This is a genomic window from Allocoprococcus similis (assembly GCF_054660775.1).
In genome coordinates, this window is the sequence record NZ_BAAHSG010000033.1 from 1 (window position 1) to 21,077 (window position 21,077).

Annotated in this window: 12 protein-coding genes; 10 read left to right on the top strand and 2 right to left on the bottom strand. The window is 43.1% G+C overall.

Annotated features, from left to right (window positions below):
- Nucleotides 1-128 precede the first annotated feature (128 nt).
- The gene (locus tag ACYQ5K_RS12525; RefSeq protein WP_459777703.1) at nt 129-1,304 is read right to left on the bottom strand and encodes an IS110 family RNA-guided transposase; all 1,176 of its coding nucleotides are present in this window, start codon (nt 1,302-1,304) and stop codon (nt 129-131) included.
- A gap of 267 nt (nt 1,305-1,571) precedes the next feature.
- Here ACYQ5K_RS12525 and ACYQ5K_RS12530 point away from each other — a divergent pair, with 267 nt between their 5' ends.
- From ACYQ5K_RS12530 to clpB, 8 genes are all read left to right on the top strand, one after another.
- Complete coding sequence (locus ACYQ5K_RS12530; protein ID WP_195231478.1) at nt 1,572-2,540, top strand: MFS transporter; 969 nt, start codon at nt 1,572-1,574, stop codon at nt 2,538-2,540.
- A 7-nt stretch (nt 2,541-2,547) separates the two neighbouring features.
- Nucleotides 2,548-5,094: a family 78 glycoside hydrolase catalytic domain gene (locus tag ACYQ5K_RS12535; RefSeq protein ID WP_459777704.1), complete on the top strand. Its 2,547-nt coding sequence runs from the start codon at nt 2,548-2,550 to the stop codon at nt 5,092-5,094.
- Nucleotides 5,078-7,495, top strand: a complete 2,418-nt coding sequence (locus ACYQ5K_RS12540) for a glycoside hydrolase family 3 N-terminal domain-containing protein (RefSeq protein WP_459777709.1) — start codon at nt 5,078-5,080, stop codon at nt 7,493-7,495. The genes ACYQ5K_RS12535 and ACYQ5K_RS12540 overlap by 17 nt, the downstream gene beginning before the upstream one ends.
- On the top strand, nt 7,492-9,312 hold the full coding sequence (locus ACYQ5K_RS12545) for a family 43 glycosylhydrolase (RefSeq protein WP_459777705.1): 1,821 nt from the start codon (nt 7,492-7,494) through the stop codon (nt 9,310-9,312). The genes ACYQ5K_RS12540 and ACYQ5K_RS12545 overlap by 4 nt, the downstream gene beginning before the upstream one ends.
- Nucleotides 9,309-10,958, top strand: coding sequence for a DUF5597 domain-containing protein (locus ACYQ5K_RS12550; RefSeq protein WP_459777706.1), 1,650 nt, complete (start codon nt 9,309-9,311; stop codon nt 10,956-10,958). Before ACYQ5K_RS12545 ends, ACYQ5K_RS12550 begins: the two co-directional genes overlap by 4 nt.
- A gap of 526 nt (nt 10,959-11,484) precedes the next feature.
- Nucleotides 11,485-11,955, top strand: coding sequence for an Hsp20/alpha crystallin family protein (locus tag ACYQ5K_RS12555; RefSeq protein ID WP_173688080.1), 471 nt, complete (start codon nt 11,485-11,487; stop codon nt 11,953-11,955).
- Between the two features lie 66 nt (nt 11,956-12,021).
- Nucleotides 12,022-13,056 carry a DnaJ C-terminal domain-containing protein gene (locus ACYQ5K_RS12560; RefSeq protein WP_178025509.1) on the top strand — a complete coding sequence of 345 codons (1,035 nt, stop codon included), beginning with the start codon at nt 12,022-12,024 and terminating at the stop codon, nt 13,054-13,056.
- Between the two features lie 166 nt (nt 13,057-13,222).
- A complete protein-coding gene (gene clpB / locus ACYQ5K_RS12565; protein ID WP_173688082.1) occupies nt 13,223-15,823 on the top strand; it encodes an ATP-dependent chaperone ClpB in 2,601 nt (866 codons plus the stop codon).
- A 78-nt stretch (nt 15,824-15,901) separates the two neighbouring features.
- Here the strand turns inward: clpB and ACYQ5K_RS12570 are convergent, their stop codons facing one another.
- Nucleotides 15,902-16,795 (bottom strand): AraC family transcriptional regulator, encoded by an 894-nt coding sequence (locus tag ACYQ5K_RS12570; RefSeq protein WP_178025511.1) that lies wholly within the window; start codon nt 16,793-16,795, stop codon nt 15,902-15,904.
- 472 nt (nt 16,796-17,267) lie between these two features.
- On the opposite strand from ACYQ5K_RS12570, the gene ACYQ5K_RS12575 reads away from it, so the two are divergent.
- Both ACYQ5K_RS12575 and ACYQ5K_RS12580 read left to right on the top strand, forming a co-directional pair.
- The gene (locus tag ACYQ5K_RS12575; protein WP_459777707.1) at nt 17,268-19,562 is read left to right on the top strand and encodes a glycoside hydrolase family 3 C-terminal domain-containing protein; all 2,295 of its coding nucleotides are present in this window, start codon (nt 17,268-17,270) and stop codon (nt 19,560-19,562) included.
- 79 nt (nt 19,563-19,641) lie between these two features.
- On the top strand, nt 19,642-21,030 hold the full coding sequence (locus tag ACYQ5K_RS12580) for an MFS transporter (RefSeq protein ID WP_195231482.1): 1,389 nt from the start codon (nt 19,642-19,644) through the stop codon (nt 21,028-21,030).
- The last annotated feature ends 47 nt before the right edge of the window (nt 21,031-21,077 follow it).

Sequence of the window (21,077 nt, forward strand, 5' to 3'; positions counted from 1 at the left end):
GTAGGTGACAAACTATAAATAGTCAAGAGTTTTTTTGAGAAATTTTGTGTAATAAAAAAGGGTAACTTTAATAGACCATCTGAAAATATCGTATTTCAGATGGAGCAGATAAATATATAGGGAAGATATTAACGTAGTTTCTGAGCGTTAAAGTCTACATCTTGCCTCTCCAATGCATAGATGACTCTAATCAGTTTCTTTGCAACGTGAGTAATAGCTACCCGGTGTTTTTTGCCTTCTGCCCGTTTCTTTGCATAATAGGTTGCAAAGGTTAAGTCAAAACGGATTAAGGGAAGGCAAGCATTAAGCAGAACGTAACGTAGTTGGGAAGAACCATGTTTTACCATTCTGCCACCATGAGACTCAGTGCCGGAGTCATTTATTCCTGGTTCAATTCCAGCAAACGCAAGCATCTGACTGGGATTGGAAAAGTTTGATATGTCACCATATTCAGCATAAATAACAGCTGCTGAAATAGGACCGATACCAGGGATGGACATATAGTGAGGATGTACTTCTTCAATAAGTCTAGTAATCTCGGCTTCAAGGTTTTTTATTTCCTTGCAGAGAGAGTTGTATAAGGTCAGCAAACTGTTTAATTCAATGTCAAAGATAGAATTATTGACACCAACTGTGTTAGCAGCCAATTCTTTCAAACGAAGGAACTGTTGTATAGAAAAATTACCTCTTGAAATACAGCGTAGTTTGTCATAAGACACAGAATTCATATGAGCCATTTTTTCAGCAGAACCATAGTTTTCAAGGAGATAGATAGCAGTTTTGGAAAGCCGTTCATTGAAAAAAGGTTTAAATTCTGGAAAGGTATGATCTAAAACATTTGTTATCTTCACAAGATAAAAAGAACGTTGACGAATTAATCTATCTCGCAAACGAGTTAGTGACTTCAAGGAATAAGCGTGGTAAAATCCTTTTGAATGGGGTTTGTACTCAACAGTCATTAACCACCGAGCTATTGATTCACAGTCAACAGAATCGGTTTTGGTTCGCCTTAAAGTAGTTGATTTTTTGTATTCCTTGATGAGGACTGGATTAACTTCCATAAAGCTGTGGTTGGCATTTTCAAGGAAGAGTTCAAGATTGAGGGCATAATGGGCAGTTGATTCAAACCCTATTTTTATATCCTCAGAATTGGAGAGAGAATTAAGAGAAATCAGCAGTTGTTCAAAACCATCCTTATCATTAGTGATGGTAAATTTAGAAACAATCTGCTGGTCGGCTGCAGAAATAATGCAACAATCATGTTTGTACTTGGAAATATCAATTCCAACAAAGTACATGGACATAGAGATTTACCTCCTGAAATAATATTTAGCACTGCTGTCTTCCACAGAGAGTTCGGCTGTGTAATCACGTAAATAGAAACGTCAAGCGTTAACAAACTAATTACCAGTAATAGACGAAAAGCTGTGGTCTGAGTCACCTCCGAACAGTCAAAGCTGTAATGATATAGGTACAGATCCACAGTGCTTTAAGTATTATAATGGAGTATTCAATAAAACCCAAGATGTTGGGAGAAAGGAGAATAATCCATTACCCTCAAAAGAGGATAATTGGATTATACGAGTGTTATGGGAACATTCCGCGCAATTGGAAATTATGGGGCTGGAATGTTGATTTCAATTCTTACTATCCCGATTACCAATATGCTTGGCGGAACACAGCAGGCATGGATCAAATATGGAGTTGTGATCGCACTGGTATGCCTGCTACTGTTTCTGATCTGCTACCGTAATGGCGTCCGTACCAAATTTGCTTCTGATTATGAGAACGAAGCATTTGTAGAAGAACAGGACGAAGAGGAAGAGAATGTTCCATTTAAAGATGCGATGGGAATGCTGTTTCGGAATAAATACTGGCTCATTGTCCTTTTATTTAACCTGATCACATCTATTTCAACAAGTGTTGCTGCATCTTCTGGCACTTATTACTGTAAATGGATTTTTGGGAATGACAATCTGGTATCGTTGATCGGAGCACTTGGAATGCTTGCAACGGTTGCAGGATTTATCCTGGCGCAGCCGATCATAAGCAAAGCAGGAATTCAGAAGACCGTATATTTTGGACTGATCGGAGCAGCTGTGATGGCAGGAATCCGTTGCTTTGTCCCAGAAAATTTTGCTCTCTATATTGTAACAAGCCTGATTGGAAGCTTTGTACAGATTCCATTAATGTGTCTGTATGGTGTACTTACAGCTATGACAATTGATTATAATGAGTGGAAATATGATAAGCGGATGATTGCCATCTCTGGTGGAGCAGTCAGCTTTGGAAGTAAAGTAGGAGCAGGGCTTGGAGCAGCAGTGCTTGCACTGATCCTTCAGGCAGGACATTACGATGCAACATTAGCAGCAGCTACGACATCCATGAAATACTCCATTTATGCATTTTCCAACTATCTGCCTTTAATCATGAATCTTGTCATGTTTGTTGTTTTTATGAGATTTGATCTTGAAAATAAACTTCCACAGATGAAAGAAGAGGTAGCAGCGAGAAGGGCAGCACAGCAGAAACAGGAGTAAAAAAGATGTGTTTGAAATAAGTGATATTTTTATTGAGGAAAAATCTGTATTAAAAGAAGGAAAAGAACTTTTGATCACAGATACAGACAAACCTGTCATTTCATTTCAATTACAGAGTGACCGAAGAGAGACTTCTCTTCGGTCTGCCTGTATCCGGGTAAATAACTGGATAGCAGAAGTGAAAGAACAAATTGGGATAAAATATGAAGGAGAACCATTAAAACCATTTACCCGATATGATGTGGAGATAGAGGCGGTGGATGATCGTGGAAACAACAGTACAAAGTGTGCAGAATTCATGACGGGAAGAAAACGTCTGCCATGGAGTGGAAAGTGGATAACGGATGAGATGCATGTGACAGAAAAGCCAAACTCTCCGCGTCCATTATATTTCCGCAGAAAAATCCATCTGGAAAAAGCAGTGGAGGAGAGCTGGATTGTAGTGACTGCGATTGGAATTTTTGATGTCCTGCTAGATGGCAGACGGATCAGTGAGGATTATTTTTCGCCGGGATTTACCGATTACGAACATAATCTCCAGTATTGCTGCTACCGGATAGGCGAATTACAGGAGGGAGACCATGAACTCTTTGTGACAGTTGCGGCAGGCTGGGCAGTTGGAAGAACAACGAATATTTCGAATACAAACCAGAGCGTTTCATTATTGACTGCAGACCGACAGGCACTGCTTGCAGAATGGTATATTGTATATAAAGATGGAAGCAGGGAAGTTGTAAGTACCGATGGAGCATATGAGGTGACGGCAGATGGACCGTATCAATATGCGGATTTCTATGATGGAGAAATTTATGATGCAAGGTTTAAGGAGACGGATTGGAAATGGAGAAAAGCAGATGTGATAACGCCGGATATCCATCCGATGATTGAAGCAAGGTACGGAGAGCCGGTGACCGGTCATGAAATTTTTGCTCCCATCTCCTGCGAAGAGGTTTACTCAGGAGAGAAGGGAGAGACTGAGATTATCTATAATTTTGGACAAAATCTTTCCGGAGTTGTGGAATTTGAGGCAGATGGAGAAACGGGGCAGATCATCCGGATATGCCACGCGGAAGCGTTAGAGCATGGAAAACTGTACCGGACAAATCTTCGTTCGGCAAAGCAGGAAATCTGTTATTACTGCAGGGATGGAAAGCAGACGTATGCACCGCGCTTCACCTATATGGGGTTCCGCTATATTAGTGTCAGTGGAATAGAAAAAGAGAAGATAAAAGTACAGGCAAGAGCAATCTATTCAGATCTTACGGTCACGGGTGATTTTTCCTGCTCGGATGAGCGATTGAACCAGCTGCAGAAGAACCTTGTATGGAGTGGAAAAGACAATTTTGTGGATATCCCGACCGACTGTCCGCAGAGGGATGAAAGACAGGGATGGACGGGAGACATTGCATTGTTTGCAGGTACGGCGTGTTTTAATTTTCAGATGAACCGGTTTCTTGGAAAGTGGCTCCGCGACATGAAAGCAGAACAGGGAAAATTAGGTGCAATTCCTTTTGTTGTCCCGGTGCGGAAAGGCGTAACTCCAAGCATTACAACAAGCTGCTGGGGAGACAGCTGCATTCTTGTGCCGTATGCCATCTACCGGTCAACCGGAAACAGGGAAGTACTTCACCAGATGTATCCTGTCATGAAAAAATATCTTGCCGATGTGTCAAGATGGGCAATGGCAGGTTTTATTAAGAATCATTCGCGGTATATTTTCTCATTGCCGTTTCAGTTTGGTGATTGGTGTGCACCTTACGGGAATCCAAAGGACTGGCTTGGAAAAGGTCCATGGACAGGAACCGCATATTATTACTATGCGTGTCAGGTGATGAGTGAGATCGCAGAGGCACTTGGAGAGAGGGCAGACTGTGATTTTTACAGGAAAAAATCTGAAAAAATAAAAAAAGCCTACCGGATAAGATTTATGGATGGAGATGGGACACTGAATGAGGAATTTCAGACTGGGTATGTACTGCCGCTTTATTTTAAAATGGCAGGACAGAAAGAAGCAGAAAAAATGGCGGATAATCTCTGGAAACTGATCCGGGAGAACGGCGGTCATCTGAATACCGGATTTACAGCAACACCGTATATTCTGTTTGCACTTGCGGACAATGGACATTTGAAGGAAGCTTATCAGCTTCTGATGGAAGACACGAACCCATCATGGCTTTATCAGGTAAAAAAAGGAGCAACAACCATGTGGGAACAGTGGGACGTGATTGAAGAGAACAGTCAGGTCAAAGAGGCGTCCATGAATCACTATGCCTATGGAGCGGTAGGAGATTTCTTTTACCGGAGGATCTGCGGATTAGAGCCGGTGGAGGCAGGATATAGAAGATTCCGTATAAAACCGATGCCTGGTGGCGGTCTGACAAACGCACAATGCTCCCATATCTGTATTTATGGAACAATCCGCGTCGCGTGGAGGAGAGAAGAGGGCAAAATGAAGCTTAAGATTTCTGTTCCTGTTGGAACAACCTGTGAAGTGGAGCTGCCGAATGGAAAGAAGGAGGAGTTAGTCAGTGGAAACTATGAATTACATGAATAATAAGCTCTCACCAGAAGAGAGGGCATCCCTGTTATTACAGGAGATGAGTCTGGAAGAGAAAATGGCACAGGTGAACTGTGTATTTCCGTTTGATAAAACATATCTAAATTGTGACTGGATCAAAGAACAGGTTCCATATGGAATCGGAGAGGTCAGTACGCTTGAGATGAGGAGAATCAAGTCTTTGCAGGAAGCAGCAGACTGGCAGAGAAGAGTCCAGCGTATTGTAATGGAGAACAGTCCACATGGAATTCCTGCAATTTTCCATATGGAAGGATTATGTGGAGCATTTTTACAAAAAGCAACAAGTTATCCATCGGGGATTGCGAGAGGAGCCGGATTTGATCCGGAGCTGGAAGAAAAGATTGGAGCAAGTGTGGCAAAGCAGGAGACCGCCTGTGGAATCACACATATTTTGGCACCGGTTTTAGATATTTCCAGAGATTCACGTATGGGAAGACAGGGAGAAACCTATGGAGAAGATCCGACACTTGCAGCAGCGCTTGGAACCGCTTATGCGAAGGGCGCAGCAGGCGTGACTGTGGATGGCAGGACACCGGACTGTGTGGCAAAACATTTTCTGGCATTCCACAATTCACAGGGAGGTATCCATGGAACACACAGTGAGACGGCAGAACGTACCTTACAGGAAATCTATGGAAAACCATTTCAGGCGGCAATCCGTGATGGAAAACTGAAAGGCATCATGCCATGTTATTGTTCCATCGACAATGAGCCTGTCTCTGTGTCAAAAAAGCTTCTCACGAATCTTTTGCGAGAGAAGATGGGCTTTGACGGAATCTGTGTCAGTGATTATGGTGGAATTGGAAACAGCCATACCGTACAGCATATCGGAGAGACACTTGGAGAAACCGGATATCTGGCAATGGAAGCGGGAATGGATATTGAGATGCCAAGCCAGACAGGATATGGAAAAGAGCTGATGGAGGGATTTTCGGATGGAACGTATGATATAAGTGTATTAGATAAAGTAGTACATAGGGTGCTCTGTGTAAAATTCCGTATGGGATTATTTGAGCACCCATTCGCAATGGAAGGAGAGGCGTTAGAAAAAGAGTTTGCAGAAGCAGATGAGGGAGGAAGCCTGTCTTTGCAGTCAGCTTTGGAATCTATGGTACTTCTCAAAAATGATGGCATTCTTCCATTGAATAAGAAGAAACTCAGAAAAATTGCGGTGATTGGTCCGCATGCAGACAATGCAAGGATGTTTTTTGGTGGTTACACGCATATGTCCATGATGGAATCTGTATATGCAGTGGCAAACAGTATCGCTGGGGTAGCAGGTATTGAGAACAGAAGTGGAGAGGAAATCCCTACCGTGCCAGGCACTCATATCCAGCTTGACACAGGAAAAATATATGATGAGATTTTAAAAACACAAAAACCGCAGTGCAGATCGCTTGTGGAGTATTTAAGAGAAATCCTTCCGGATACAGAAATTGTATCGGCTTTCGGTTATCCAATCGCAGGGGAGGATGAGTCCGGTTTTGAAAAAGCCCTTAAGACGATGGAAGGCGCAGATATTGTACTTCTTACTTTGGGCGGAAAATACGGCACCTGTTCCCTTGCATCCATGGGTGAGGGAGTTGATGCGGCAGACATAAATCTTCCACCTTGCCAGGATCGGTTTATTCTGGCAGCTTTGGAGAAAAAAATTCCACTGGTAGGTATTCATTTCAATGGAAGACCAATCTCAAGTGATGTGGCAGATATGCATTTGAATGCAATTTTGGAGGCATGGAATCCGGCGGAAATGGGTGCAAGAGCAGTATATGAGGCTTTGTTTGGAATTCATAATCCATCCGGCAGACTGCCGGTTTCTGTGGCATATAGTGCCGGACAGATTCCGGTATATTACAATCATCCATGGGGTTCTGCAAACCATCAGGGAGAGAGTATCGGATTTGTCAACTATCTGGATATGCCGCATACGCCGAGATACTGTTTTGGATATGGACTGAGTTATTCGGATTTTGTCTATTCTGATTTAACCATAGAAAAAGAAGAAGTACTGCCGACAGAGACTGTTTCTGTTTTGATGAAGGTCACAAACCAGTCAGAAACTGCCGGAACAGAGATCGTCCAGCTTTATCTGTCCGACCGCTATGCATCGAGAACAAGACCGGTGCAGGAGCTTGCCGGATTTACAAGAGTATGGTTAGAGCCGAAAGAGAGCAGAACTGTTATTTTCAGGATACAGCCTTCACAGATGGCATTTCTGGATAAAGATATGCGATGGAAAATTGAAAAAGGTACGGTTGATGTGAAAATTGGAAGCTCCAGTGAAGATATCCGGTTGAAAGGTGAGTATACCGTCCGGGAAAATCAGTGGATTGAAGGAAAAGACAGAGCTTTTTGCGCGGAGGTGGAAGTTTTATGAGATATTACTGTAATCCGATCAATGTACCATATGCATACCAGTTTAAGAAAGATCCAAGAGATAAATATCAGCTCACTGTGAACCGGGAAGCTGCAGATCCTTCCATGGTGGAATATCATGGAAAATACTATCTGTTTGCATCAATGAGCGGATCCGTGTGGGTATCTTCGGATATGGCACACTGGGAAAGCTATCCGCTGCCGGAGAATGTACCTGCCTATGACTATGCGCCGGATGTGCGCGTGTTCGGTGACTGGATGTATTTTACAGCATCTGGCAGGGGTGAGGCGTGCGATTTCTACCGGACGAAAGATCCTATACATGGTCCCTATGAGAAAATCGAGGGTGTGATGGATTACTGGGATCCGAATCTGTTTGCAGATGAGGATGGCAGAGTTTATTTTTACTGGGGATGTGCCAATGCAACACCAATCTGGGGCGTGGAATTAGACCCGGATACGATGCATCCAATCGGAGAAAAAAAAGAACTAATCTTTGGAAATCCGTGGGAGAACGGATATGAGAGATTCGGTGAGAACAACAGTGAAAATCCGAAAACAGAAGAAGAGATTGAAGGTCTGTTCGCTGCCTTTTTGAAAGAGTGTGGGGAAGATGCGAAAAATCTTCCGGAGGAGAATAAGAAAATCATCCGTGCAACATATGCGGGAATGCCATACATCGAAGGTGCGTGGATGACAAAATATCAGGGAAATTATTATCTGCAATATGCGTGTCCGGGAGCAGAATTGAATGTTTATGCAGATGGTGTTTATGTCGGAAAATATCCATTAGGTCCGTTTCATCTGGCAGAGAATAATCCGTTTTCCTATAAACCGGGCGGTTTTCTTCCGGGAGCAGGCCATGGTTCTACGATGGAAGATATAACCGGACATTTCTGGCATACGGCAACAATGAGAATCAGCAAAAATCATGTGTTTGAGCGGCGTGTAGGAATCTGGCCGGTAGGGTTTGATGAGGAAGGAAATCTCTTCTGCAACCAGAGATATGGAGACTGGCCGCAGGACGTCGAAAAATTCAGAATGGATCCGTGGGCAGAGCCGGAATGGTTTTTGTTAAGCTATGGCGCAAAGATGACAGCATCCGGTTATGAAAAAGATCACGAGCCATCGCTTGCAGCAGACGAGAATGTACAGACGTGGTGGATGGCAGATACCGAAGCACCGGGAAGTTTTCTTACAATGGATCTGGACACCTGTGCAAACGTGCATGCCATCCAGATTAATTTCGCAGATGATCCTTCCAGTCAGATAAAGTGTCCGGGGGAATGGAAGAAAACACCGGATATGGAGCGCTATATAGACCGGAAGGCAGGTTATACAAGATGGATGTTAGAAGGATCTTTAGATGGAGAGATGTGGTTTGCACTGGAAGATAAGAGAAATGCAGACACTGATTTAAGCCATGATCTTGTTGTGTCAGAAGAGGGATGGAAGCTACGCTTCCTGAGACTCACAATAGAAGAGGTGCCTTACCATGTGAAACCGTGTATTTCAGGACTTCGTGTTTTTGGAAGGGCAGAGAGAACACTTCCGGAAGTGCCGGAATATGAAGTCAGACGGACAGGATATCTTGATATGGAAGTTTCCGTAGAAGAGCAGAAAGCGGTATCCGGATATCTGATCCTGTGGGGAAATAAACCGGAACAGCTCTATCACAGCTGTATGGTTATGGGAAACTGCATAAACTACCGTGTAGGAGCTCTGGTAAAAGGAAAAATGTACTATGTCAGAGTGGATGCTTTTAATGGTTCCGGAATTACACATGGAGAAGTAAAAAAGCTGGAGATGTTTAAATGAAAAAACAGTTATTGCGGCAGGCAGATGGATCACCATGGATAGCGATTGCTGGCGAAGCTCATAATTCGAGTGCATCAGATGCCGTTTACATGAGCGGAATCTGGGAAAAGGCAGAAGAACTGGGATTGAATACACTGCTCCTTCCGGTGAGCTGGGAACTGATCGAGCCGGAGGAAAACAGGTTTGAATTCACGTTGGTGGATGAGCTTATCATGCAGGCAAGAAATGCGGGCATGCATATTATTTTTCTGTGGTTTGGAACATGGAAAAATGCACAGTCAACTTATGCACCGGAGTGGGTGAAGAAAGATTTGCAGCGTTTTCCGCGTGCGGAGCTAGAACAGGGAAAACGGAAAATCATTCTTAAAAATTTTTATAATATGCCATATACAACCCTTTCTTATCTGGGCGAAGAGACAAAACATGCAGATGCGAAAGCATTCGCAAGATTAATGCGCCACTTAAGGGTAATTGACGGGAAAGAGCGGACAGTGCTTGCAGTCCAGGTGGAGAATGAGACTGGAGTGCAGGGAAGTGCAAGAGAGCATTCCACATTGGCAGAGCAGCTGTTTGCAAAAACACCGCCGCAGGGGCTTGTGGATTATCTGGAAAACCATACAGATGAGATGGATGAATCTTTGAAAAATGTATGGCAAAACCAGAATGCCGGGGCAGAGAGAAAAATAACTCCAGACAGTGGGCAGGATGGTATGGAAAAATGCGGAAAAGAAAAAGGATGGAGAGAGGTTTTTGGTTTGGCTGCAGATGAAATTTTTTCTGCATATCATATTGCAAGTTATGTAGAATATGTCGCAGCAGCCGGAAAAGCAGAGTATGATCTTCCGATGGCGGTCAACAGCTGGCTGACACAGGGGACAGAGCCTGGAGTATATCCATCCGGTGGACCGGTTGCCAAAATGATGGAGGTGTGGAATTATGCAGCCCCGTCCATTGATATCTATGCACCGGATATTTATGTACATAATTTTACCGATATCTGCGAGGAGTATACAAAGCTTGGCAATCCACTTTTTATTCCGGAAACGGCAACACATTCCCACTGTGCGCCAAGGCTTGTGTATGCAATCGGACATTATCATGCAGTCTGCTTTGCACCGTTTGGCTTTGAGGATATGGGAAAACCGTTCAACTCTGCCACAGCACATCTCTTCGGGGTGGATGTGAAAGACCCATTACTTTCCATACCACAGGATGTAAAGGAGTACCATTACTGTGCGTCAACGTTAGGAAGCATGATAGATCTGTTTTCGGACAATTATGGAACAGACAATCTTCAGGCAGTGATTGCAGAAAACTGTAAAGATGGTACAGGAGAAATGTTATTTGAAGATTACAGATTCCGCGTGCAGATGGCGGTTTCAGGGCAGGGAGAACAAAAAGGCGTATGTCTTATTTTAAAGGCAGAGGAAGATACTTTTTATATGTTTGCAAATGCATGCCAGATAGAAATCTGTTCGAATGACAAGACGCGGGAGCACTGTGATATTTTATCTTATGAGGAAGGAGCTTTTTCGGAAGGCATCTGGGTGGCAGGCAGAAGATTAAACGGTGACGAAGCAGCAGCGATTACATTTGAGGAATACCGGCTGGTGAAGATAAAACTCTTTTTATATGGAAATGAATAGAAGATGAAGCTCTTACGATATAGGTATAAATAAAGAAATAGGCGAGAATAAGTAAAAACTGATATCAGATTGTACTCTTCAGAAACCGTACCTGCTGTGGTATAAACCAGAAGCCGTTGTCGTACAATGTGGTAAGAAAATCAAACGAATATATTTTTTCCAAAGATTTGTCGTAAAAATGTGGTCAAATCAAGAAACCTCCGTGCGAAAGCAAGTGAAAAATCCCTGTGAAGCTGTGAGATACGCCATGCACAGCTCGGGAAAGAATTCCCTTGCTGCCAGGCTGTCGCCCTATAAAATAGCGAAAATAGACGCCTTTGCAAGTAAACTTGCAGGGCGTTTTTTTCACCATTTTGCATGGCTCGTAGTGTTCACAAATTCTTCATAAAAAAATTAGCACTCACCTCTTGACAGTGCTAACAATGCGTGCTATAGTACAGATAGAACAAAGAAAGGGGAACAAAAAGAAAGGTTTGCTTTCCAGTGTTCCGAACGTATTATGAGTGTTTGAAAGGAGACAGGACTTATGTTGATGCCTAGTATTTTTAATAATAACTTATTTGATGATGATTGGTTTGGATTTCCATTTTACGGATATGCAGATAAAGCAGAGGACAGAGCAGAAAAGAAGCTCTATGGACATCATGCGAATAATCTGATGAAGACAGATATCAAAGAGATGAAAGATGGATATGAGCTTGAGATTGATCTTCCTGGATTCAAGAAAGATGAAGTTACTGCAGAATTGAAAGATGGTTATCTGACAGTCAGTGCTGCAAAAGGTCTTGATCAGGATGAACAGGAGAAAGAAACCGGAAGATATATCCGTCGCGAACGTTATGCGGGAGCCTGCCAGAGAAGCTACTACGTTGGTGAAGATATCACAGAGGAAGACATCAAAGCAGAATTTAAACATGGTATTCTGAAACTCTTCGTTCCGAAAAAAGAAGCAAAACCGGTTGCAGAAGAGAAGAAGTATATCACAATTGAAGGTTAATATAGAAGATAAGTTTTCCCCGGAGAGTAATCTCCGGGGTGTTTTACAGGCAGGAGGTGACAGGACATGGCAGCAAAGCGGGATTACTACGAGGTGCTTGGAGTAGCGAAGAATGCAGATGAAAAGACGATCAAAAAAGCTTACCGGAAGTTGGCGAAGAAGTATCATCCGGATACCAATGCCGGAAATCCGGATGCAGAAAAGAAATTCAAAGAAGTAACAGAAGCTTATTCGGTACTGAGTGATCCGGAAAAGAAGAAGATGTACGATCAGTTCGGACACGCTGCATTTGACCAGTCTGCAGGAGGCGGCTATCAGGGAAGCGGATTTGGAAATGGTTTCCAGGGCTTCAAAAGTGGCCCGGGTGGTTATCAGGAGTATCATTTTACCGGAAATGCAGATGATATTTTCGGAGATATGTTTAAAGATATATTCCATGGAAACGGCAGCAAAAGCACAGGTGGTTTCGGAAGCCAGGGCTTTCACAGAAGGAGCTTCTATGACGATGGGTCCGGATTTGGCGGGTTCGGAGGATTTGGTGGCCACGGATCAGCAGGCTTTGATCAGAAAGGTCAGGATCTGAAAGCCAGTGTATCTGTTACATTTGACGAAGCAGCATTTGGCTGCGATAAAAGAATTACTCTGCAGGATCAGAGTGGAAAAGCACAGACGCTGGAGGTACACATTCCGGCAGGAATTGACAGTGGAAAGAGCATAAGGCTTCGTGGAAAAGGAATGCCGGGAACCGGAAAAGGCGGGGCAGGAGACCTTCTCCTGAAAATAACTGTTCAGCCGAAAGCAGGCTATGAACGAAAAGGAATGGATGTTTACACGACAGTCAATATTCCTTATACAACAGCCGTATTTGGTGGAGAGGCAAGAGTGCATACCCTGTATGGCGATGTGATGTGCAAGATCAAAGAAGGAACCCAGTCAGGAAGCAAGATACGTCTGAGAGGAAAAGGAATTGTTTCGATGAAGGATGCAAATGTCCACGGTGACCAGTATGTAACGGTACAGATCCAGGTTCCGAGACATTTGAATGCAGAGGCAAGACAGAAACTGATGGAATATAAAAAAGCCGCTGCCGGAGGAAGATAAAGAATCCGGAGCGTTTTATATAGACAGGACTCAGACAATGAGTCCTATGATTTGACAGAGGAGTAAAAATGTATATAGATTTAGCACTCGGCTCTTGACAGTGCTAACAACACGTGCTATAGTTCGGATAGAACAAAGATAGCAAGGCAAAGGAGGGACTCATGTTATGAATATCAATAAATTTACACAAAGTTCTATGGCAGCAGTGCAGAACCTTGAAAAGATTGCAGCAGATTACGGCAACCAGGAAATTGAACAGGAACATCTTCTGTATTCTTTGCTTACAATAGATGACAGCCTGATTCTCAAGCTGATTGAGAAGATGGGCATTACAAAAGAGACGATGATGAACCGTGTGGAAGAGCTTTTACGGAAGCGTCCGAAGGTACAGGGCGGTCAGATGTATATTGGTCAGAATCTGAATAATGTGCTGATCCATGGCGAGGATGAGGCAAAGCAGATGGGTGATGAATATGTATCGGTTGAGCATCTGTTCCTTGCACTTCTGAAATATGCGAACCGTGAGATCAAAGGTATGATGAAGGAGCTTGGAATTACAAGGGAAAGCTTCCTTCAGGTGCTTTCTTCCGTAAGAGGTAATCAGAGAGTAACCAGTGATAATCCGGAAGCTACTTATGATACTCTGAATAAATACGGGGAAGATCTGGTGGAAAAAGCCAGGGAGCAGAAGCTGGATCCGGTCATTGGGCGTGATGCAGAGATCCGGAATGTGATCCGTATCCTGTCACGTAAGACCAAGAACAACCCGGTTCTGATCGGTGAACCTGGTGTAGGTAAGACAGCAGCAGTAGAAGGTCTGGCACAGCGTATCGTGCGCGGTGATGTACCGGAAGCTTTGAAAGATAAAAAAGTATTTGCTCTGGATATGGGAGCACTGGTTGCAGGTGCGAAGTATCGGGGTGAATTTGAAGAGCGTCTGAAAGCAGTTCTGGAAGAAGTCAAGAACAGTGATGGAAACATCATCCTGTTTATCGATGAACTGCATACCATTGTAGGTGCCGGAAAGTCAGACGGTGCAATGGACGCCGGAAATATGTTAAAGCCAATGCTTGCCCGTGGTGAGCTGCATTGTATCGGTGCGACAACTCTGGATGAGTATCGCCAGTATATTGAAAAGGATGCCGCTCTGGAACGTCGTTTCCAGCCGGTTATGGTGGATGAGCCTTCAGTTGAGGATGCCATTTCTATCCTTCGTGGATTGAAAGAGCGTTATGAAGTATTCCATGGTGTCAAGATCACAGACAGTGCACTTGTTGCAGCTGTTACTTTGAGTAACCGTTATATTTCAGACCGTTTCCTTCCGGATAAGGCAATCGACCTGGTTGATGAAGCATGTGCATCCATTAAGACAGAGCTGGATTCTATGCCGACAGAGCTGGATGAACTGAACCGTAAGATCATGCAGCTGGAGATTGAAGAGGCAGCCTTGAAAAAAGAGGATGACCGTCTGAGTAAGGAAAGACTGCAGAAACTGCAGGAAGAACTTGCTGAAGAACGGGAAAAATTCGCAAAGCAGAAAGCACAGTGGGATAACGAAAAACATTCTGTTGAACATGTACAGAAGATCCGTGAGCAGATTGAACAGCTGAACCGTGAAATCGAAGCAGCTCAGAGAAGCTATGATCTGAACAAGGCAGCAGAGCTTCAGTACGGACGTCTTCCACAGTTGCAGAAACAGTTGGAAGAAGAGGAAGCAAAGGTAAAAGATGAAGATCTTTCACTGGTTCATGAAAGTGTTACCGATGATGAGATTGCCAAGATCATTTCCCGCTGGACCGGTATTCCGGTTGCCAAATTAAATGAAAGCGAGAGAAGTAAGACACTGCATCTTGCAGACGAGCTTCACAAACGTGTCATCGGACAGGATGAAGGCGTTACGAAAGTAACCGATGCAATCATCCGTTCCAAAGCAGGAATCAAAGATCCGACCAAGCCGATCGGTTCCTTCCTCTTCCTTGGACCTACCGGTGTAGGTAAGACAGAGCTTGCAAAAGCACTTGCCGAGAATCTGTTTGATGATGAGAACAATATGGTGCGTATCGATATGAGTGAGTATATGGAGAAATACTCTGTGTCCCGTCTGATCGGAGCGCCTCCGGGATATGTCGGATATGATGAAGGCGGTCAGCTTACCGAGGCTGTTCGCAGAAAACCATATTCTGTTGTGCTTTTCGATGAGGTTGAAAAAGCACATCCGGATGTATTTAACGTACTTCTGCAGGTACTGGATGACGGACGTATCACGGACTCACAGGGACGTACCGTTGATTTCAAGAATACGATCCTGATCATGACATCCAACATCGGATCCTCTTATCTGCTGGATGGTATCGATGAAAATGGCGATATCAAGCCGGATGCAGAGGCAATGGTCATGAATGATCTGAGAGCACATTTCAGACCGGAATTCCTGAACCGTCTGGATGAGACGATTATGTTCCGTCCGCTGACGAAAGATAATGTCTACTCTATTATCAGCCTGCTTGTCAATGACATCAACAAACGGCTTGCAGATAAAGAACTGAGGATCGAGCTTACCGAAGCAGCCAAACAGCTTGTAGTAGAAGGCGGATATGATCCGACCTACGGTGCAAGACCATTGAAGAGATATCTTCAGAAGAATGTTGAAACTGAGGCAGCTAAGCTGATCCTGGAAGGAAATGTCGGCAGCGGAGATACGATCCTGATCGATAATGTGGATGGAAAACTTACTGCAAGGATTAAGCAGCACTTAAGAGAAGTATAAGAAATGTAATATATAAAGAATCTGCAATCGGCAGATCATCGAATCCAATCATGGTGACATCATCAGGCGCAGGACGGTTTATGACCGCTTGCGCCTGTATTCGTTTGGAGTCATACCAAACTGTTTTTTGAAGGCAGTCTGGAAGTGGCTCTGGCTTGAAAAACACAAAAAAGTGCTGATTGTACTGATCGGTTTATTTGTGAACTGAAGCAGACGCCGTCCTTCCTCGAGCTTGCACCGGAGAATAAAATCGCTGACGGTAAATCCAAGATTTTCCTTAAAGTAAGCTGAAAAATAGGATTTGCTGAAGCCCGTATATCTGGCGACATCACCTACCGTAATGCGCTGATTGGTATTTTGCTGGATGTACCGAATTGCCTTTTGCAGGCGCGCATCTGTGGAAAAAGGGGTCTGTGCCTGGGCAACCTTCTCAGCAAAGGTGTAGGATGTTTTGTCCAATATCCCGTATAGTATATCCGGATTGTCCGTCTGTTCTGCAAGCTGGATAAAATAGTCTGAAAGCTCATAGGCGGTATCATATTCAAGACCACCATCTATAGCGGCACGGGTACAGAGAGTCGTGTTTATAATGATATTGTTTTTCAGTTGCCGGATAGCGTTATTACTGGTAACACCTATGTGAAAATTGTCATTGTTAAACTGCAGAGAGTGAAAGCCCTCAACATTTCCGGTTCTGACAAGCTTTGAAATAGCTTCTTCGATCACATATGATTTATTGTACACGTAGTTTTCTTTTTTATCGTAGTTCATCTGGACAATCTCAGGAGACAGAGTCTTGGGTGAGAAATTTCCCAGGAGAAAATCAGATGGATTCTTCACTTCTTCATAAATACAGTAATTTAAGAACATCAGCTTTGAAATCAGTGATACCGTGGAAATATGTGGAATCCATTTTAAAAAATCATGAAACTCATCTTTATTTTCATTCGAAATCACATAATCGCGATACATGTTAAGAAGAGCATCCTTTGAATAGGGCACATTTGAAACAGGACCGATTATAAGATACTTAGTAATGTCAAAATCTAACCGCAGGCATCCAAAATAAACCCCGTAAGTTGTGGCACAATATGATATTCTATCGGACTTGGAGATAAGAATATCAATATATTTCTGAGGGGGAAAGGTCAGTGAAGTCTGTTGTGGAACACAGGTGTCGAAAGTATGGTCTGCATAGATATACATGGGAATATTGTGATCAAAATAGTACATTTTTAAAAAGTCTTCCATATTGTATTTCAGATTCATGGTATTGTGCTCCTTCTATTCATTTGTATTTATAGTAATAAAAACAAAGTGATATGTCAATTGAAAAACAGTTTAAAAATGAAAAAAATAGTTTAAAAATGAAATATTTATATGAAAATAACAGTTATAATTTCATCAAAATCAAACGAAATTGAGATATGAATGGAGGTAAAACATGACAAGAGAGGAGATACAAAATCTGATTTCCCAGATGACATTAGAAGAAAAAGCCGGAATGTGTTCAGGAGCAGATTTCTGGCATCTTAAGGGTGTCGAACGACTGGGGATTCCGTCTGTTATGGTCACAGATGGACCGCATGGGATTAGAAAACAGGCACAGGGAGCGGATCATCTTGGAATCAACGAGAGCGAAAAAGCAATCTGTTTCCCGGCAGGATGTGCGACAGCATCCAGTTTTGACCGTGATTTGATCCGCAGACAGGGAGAGCTTCTCGGACAGGAATGTCAGGCAATGGATGTCAGCACAATTCTTGGACCTGCAATGAATATTAAACGTTCCCCGCTTTGCGGAAGAAACTTTGAATATTATTCCGAAGATCCGTATGTTTCTACAGAGATGGCAGCAGCACTGATCGAAGGGGTACAGAGCAAGAATGTGGGAACAAGTGCAAAGCATTTTCTTGCAAACAACCAGGAAAAACGCCGTATGACAAATTCTTCTGATGTCGATGAGAGAACCCTCAGAGAAATCTATCTTGCATCCTTTGAAGGTGCAGTAAAGAAAGCGAAACCATGGACAATCATGAGTTCCTACAACCGTATCAATGGTGAATTCGTCGGAGACAGCAAGAAGTATCTGACAGATATTTTAAGAGATGAATGGGGATTTGACGGCTATGTTGTTTCTGACTGGGGCGCAGTCAATGACAGAGTATCTTCCCTCTCAGCGGGACTTGACCTGGAGATGCCACCTGGAGATTACGAGAATGATCGACTGATCGTGAAGGCAGTACAGGAAGGAAAACTCGACGAAAGCGTTGTTGATCAGGCTTGCGAGAGAGTACTGGATGTGATCTTCCGCTACACAGAGAACCGTGACACAGAAGTTGTATTTGATTATGAAAAGGATCACGCAGCAGCAGCTGATATCGAAGCAGAGTGTATGGTATTATTGAAAAATGAAAATGATATTCTTCCCTTAACTTCTGATAAGAAGATTGCATTTATCGGAAAATATGCGAAGACACCGAGATATCAGGGGGGCGGAAGTTCTCATATCAACAGCTGGAAAGTGGAATCTGCACTGGAAGTTGCAAAAGCGATTCCGGAGCTTGCAAATGTAACTTTCGCAGAAGGCTATCAGGATGAGAAAGATGAAGTTATTGAAGAACTTCAGAAGGAAGCTGTAAAGACAGCGGCGGAAGCTGATGTGGCAGTTCTTTTCCTCGGTCTTCCGGATAATTTTGAATCCGAAGGATATGACAGAAAGCATATGAATCTTTCAAATTGTCAGAACGAACTTGTAGAAAAAGTGCTTGAGGTACAGAAGAACGTTGTGATCGTTCTTCATAACGGTTCACCGGTGATTATGCCATGGAAGGATAGCGTTTCAGGAATCCTGGAAGCATACCTTGGAGGAGAGGCTGTTGGAAGAGCAACTGCAGAGGTACTTGCCGGAATAAAAAATCCATGTGGACGCTTAGCAGAAACATTTCCGCTCCGTCTGGAAGATACACCATGTTATCTGACTTATGGAAAGGGCTTTGATAATGCAGAATATCAGGAAGGTGTGTTTGTAGGATACCGTTACTACACATCCAGAAAAATGGAAACAGCGTTCCCGTTTGGATATGGACTTTCTTATACAACATTTGAGTATAGTGATATTCAGTTAGATAAGAAAGAAATATCTGATAAAGATACTGTAGAAGTAAAGGTTAAAGTAAAGAATACCGGAAATCGTGCAGGTAAGACAGTTGTTCAGCTTTATGTAGAAGCACCGGAGACAGAGGTTGTCCGTCCGGTCAGAGAACTGAGAGGATTTGAAAAGATTTTCTTAGAAGCAGGAGAAGAGAAGACTGTTACATTTACACTGGATGAGAGAGCTTTTGCTTACTGGAATACATTGATCCATGACTGGTATGCAGAGGAAGGCACTTATAAAGTGATGATCGGTGAAAATGCAGATCAGATGTGTGCAGGTGAAGAAATCACAGTACATTCTACAAAAGAACTTCCAAAAACATATTCATTAAATACCTGTCTGGGAGAGCTGATGCGTGATCCAAAGGCACAGGCTGTGATGGGACCTTTCATGCAGGGAATGGCACAGAACAGTGCGGCAGCAGATATGGCAGAAGCACAGGAAAATGATACATCCGGAGCTGTAAATCAGGAAATGATGGCAGCAATGATGGAAGGAATGCCGCTTCGCCAGCTTCTTAGCTTTGTTCCGGGAATCAAGAGAGAGATGCTGGAACAGATGGTAGATGCATTGAATCAATTATAGGATGAGATTGTAACAAAGAGTTGTTATTCACAGTAAGCTGAGAATAACGGGATAAGGAAAAAACAAGAGAGGGACAAAAATGGCTAAAACAAAAAAAGAACTTGGTCTGGACTCAATGGGAGTTCAGAAATCAATGAGACTTACAGATTATCTTGGCGATGGTCTCGGACAGTTACCGCTGAATATTATGAGTTGTCTGGTTGGACAGTTGACTTACTTCTATACAGAGAAGGTTGGACTGGCAGCGGGAATGGTTGCCACTATGCTTCTGATCGCAAAGGTTTTTGATGCATTTTCAGACCTTGCAATGGGAAAAATCATGGATAATGGCAAATCACCAAAAGGCAAATGTCGTCCTTGGTTTTCAAGAATGGCAATTCCGGCACTTGTATCTATCGTTTTACTGTTTACAGTACCTAAAAATATGGGTAGTGGCTTACAGGCAGCATATGTACTGATCACGAATATATTGCTCACAGCAATCGTATATACCGCAGTAGCAATTCCATACGGAGCTTTGATGGCAATCCGTACAGAAAGCTCGGAAGAACGTGGTAAAATGGGAATCTTTCGTGCAGCATTTGGATATATCGCAGGAATGGTAATCGCAATCCTTCTGATTCCAATCACAAATATGCTTGGTGGTACACAGAGTGCATGGATTAAAGTGGCAGTTATTTTTGGTTTAATTTCTCTGCTTTCATTGCTCATCCTTTATAAAGTATCGAAAGAAAATGTGCAGATCGTGGGAAAAAGTGAAGACGAGGACGTACCGTTTGTAGAAGGAATCAAAATTCTTTTCAAGAATAAATACTGGGTGATCATGCTTGCACTGCAGTTCTTAATGAATATTTCTTACAGCTTAAGTACTTCCGGTGGTACCTATTATGCAAAATATATTCTTGGAAATGATAACATCGTAGCACTTCTCGGAGCAGTTGGACTGATTCCTACATTCCTCGGATTCATCCTGACAGGACCGATGGCATCTAAATTAGGTATGACAAAAACTTGTATGATTTCCTGTGCGATGGGAGCAGCAGCCTGCCTGGTGAGAGTATTTACACCATACAGCCTTATGACATGTGTTGTAGGTGGAGCAGTAACAACATTTGCTAACATTCCTCTGATGTGTCTGTTTGGACCAATGGTAAATAACTGTGTTGAGTACAATGATTACAAGTTCGGAAAACGTATCGTAGGTATGACAAACAGTGCAAACTCTTTCGGAATGAAGATTGGATCCGGTATCGGAGCATCTCTGATCGGATGGCTTCTGGCAGCAGCCGGATACAATGCAGCACTTACAACACAGCCGGCAGCAGTAGATACAGCAATCTTCACATTTGGTATCTATATTCCGCTTGCACTTTTCGTAATCATGTTTATCCTTCTTATGAAAAATGACCTTGAGAAGAGATATCCGGAGATTATGGCAGAACTGCAGAAGAGAGAAACAGCAAAATAAAACTGAAGAGAAGAGGACGGAACTACCAAAAAAGGTTCTGTCCTTTT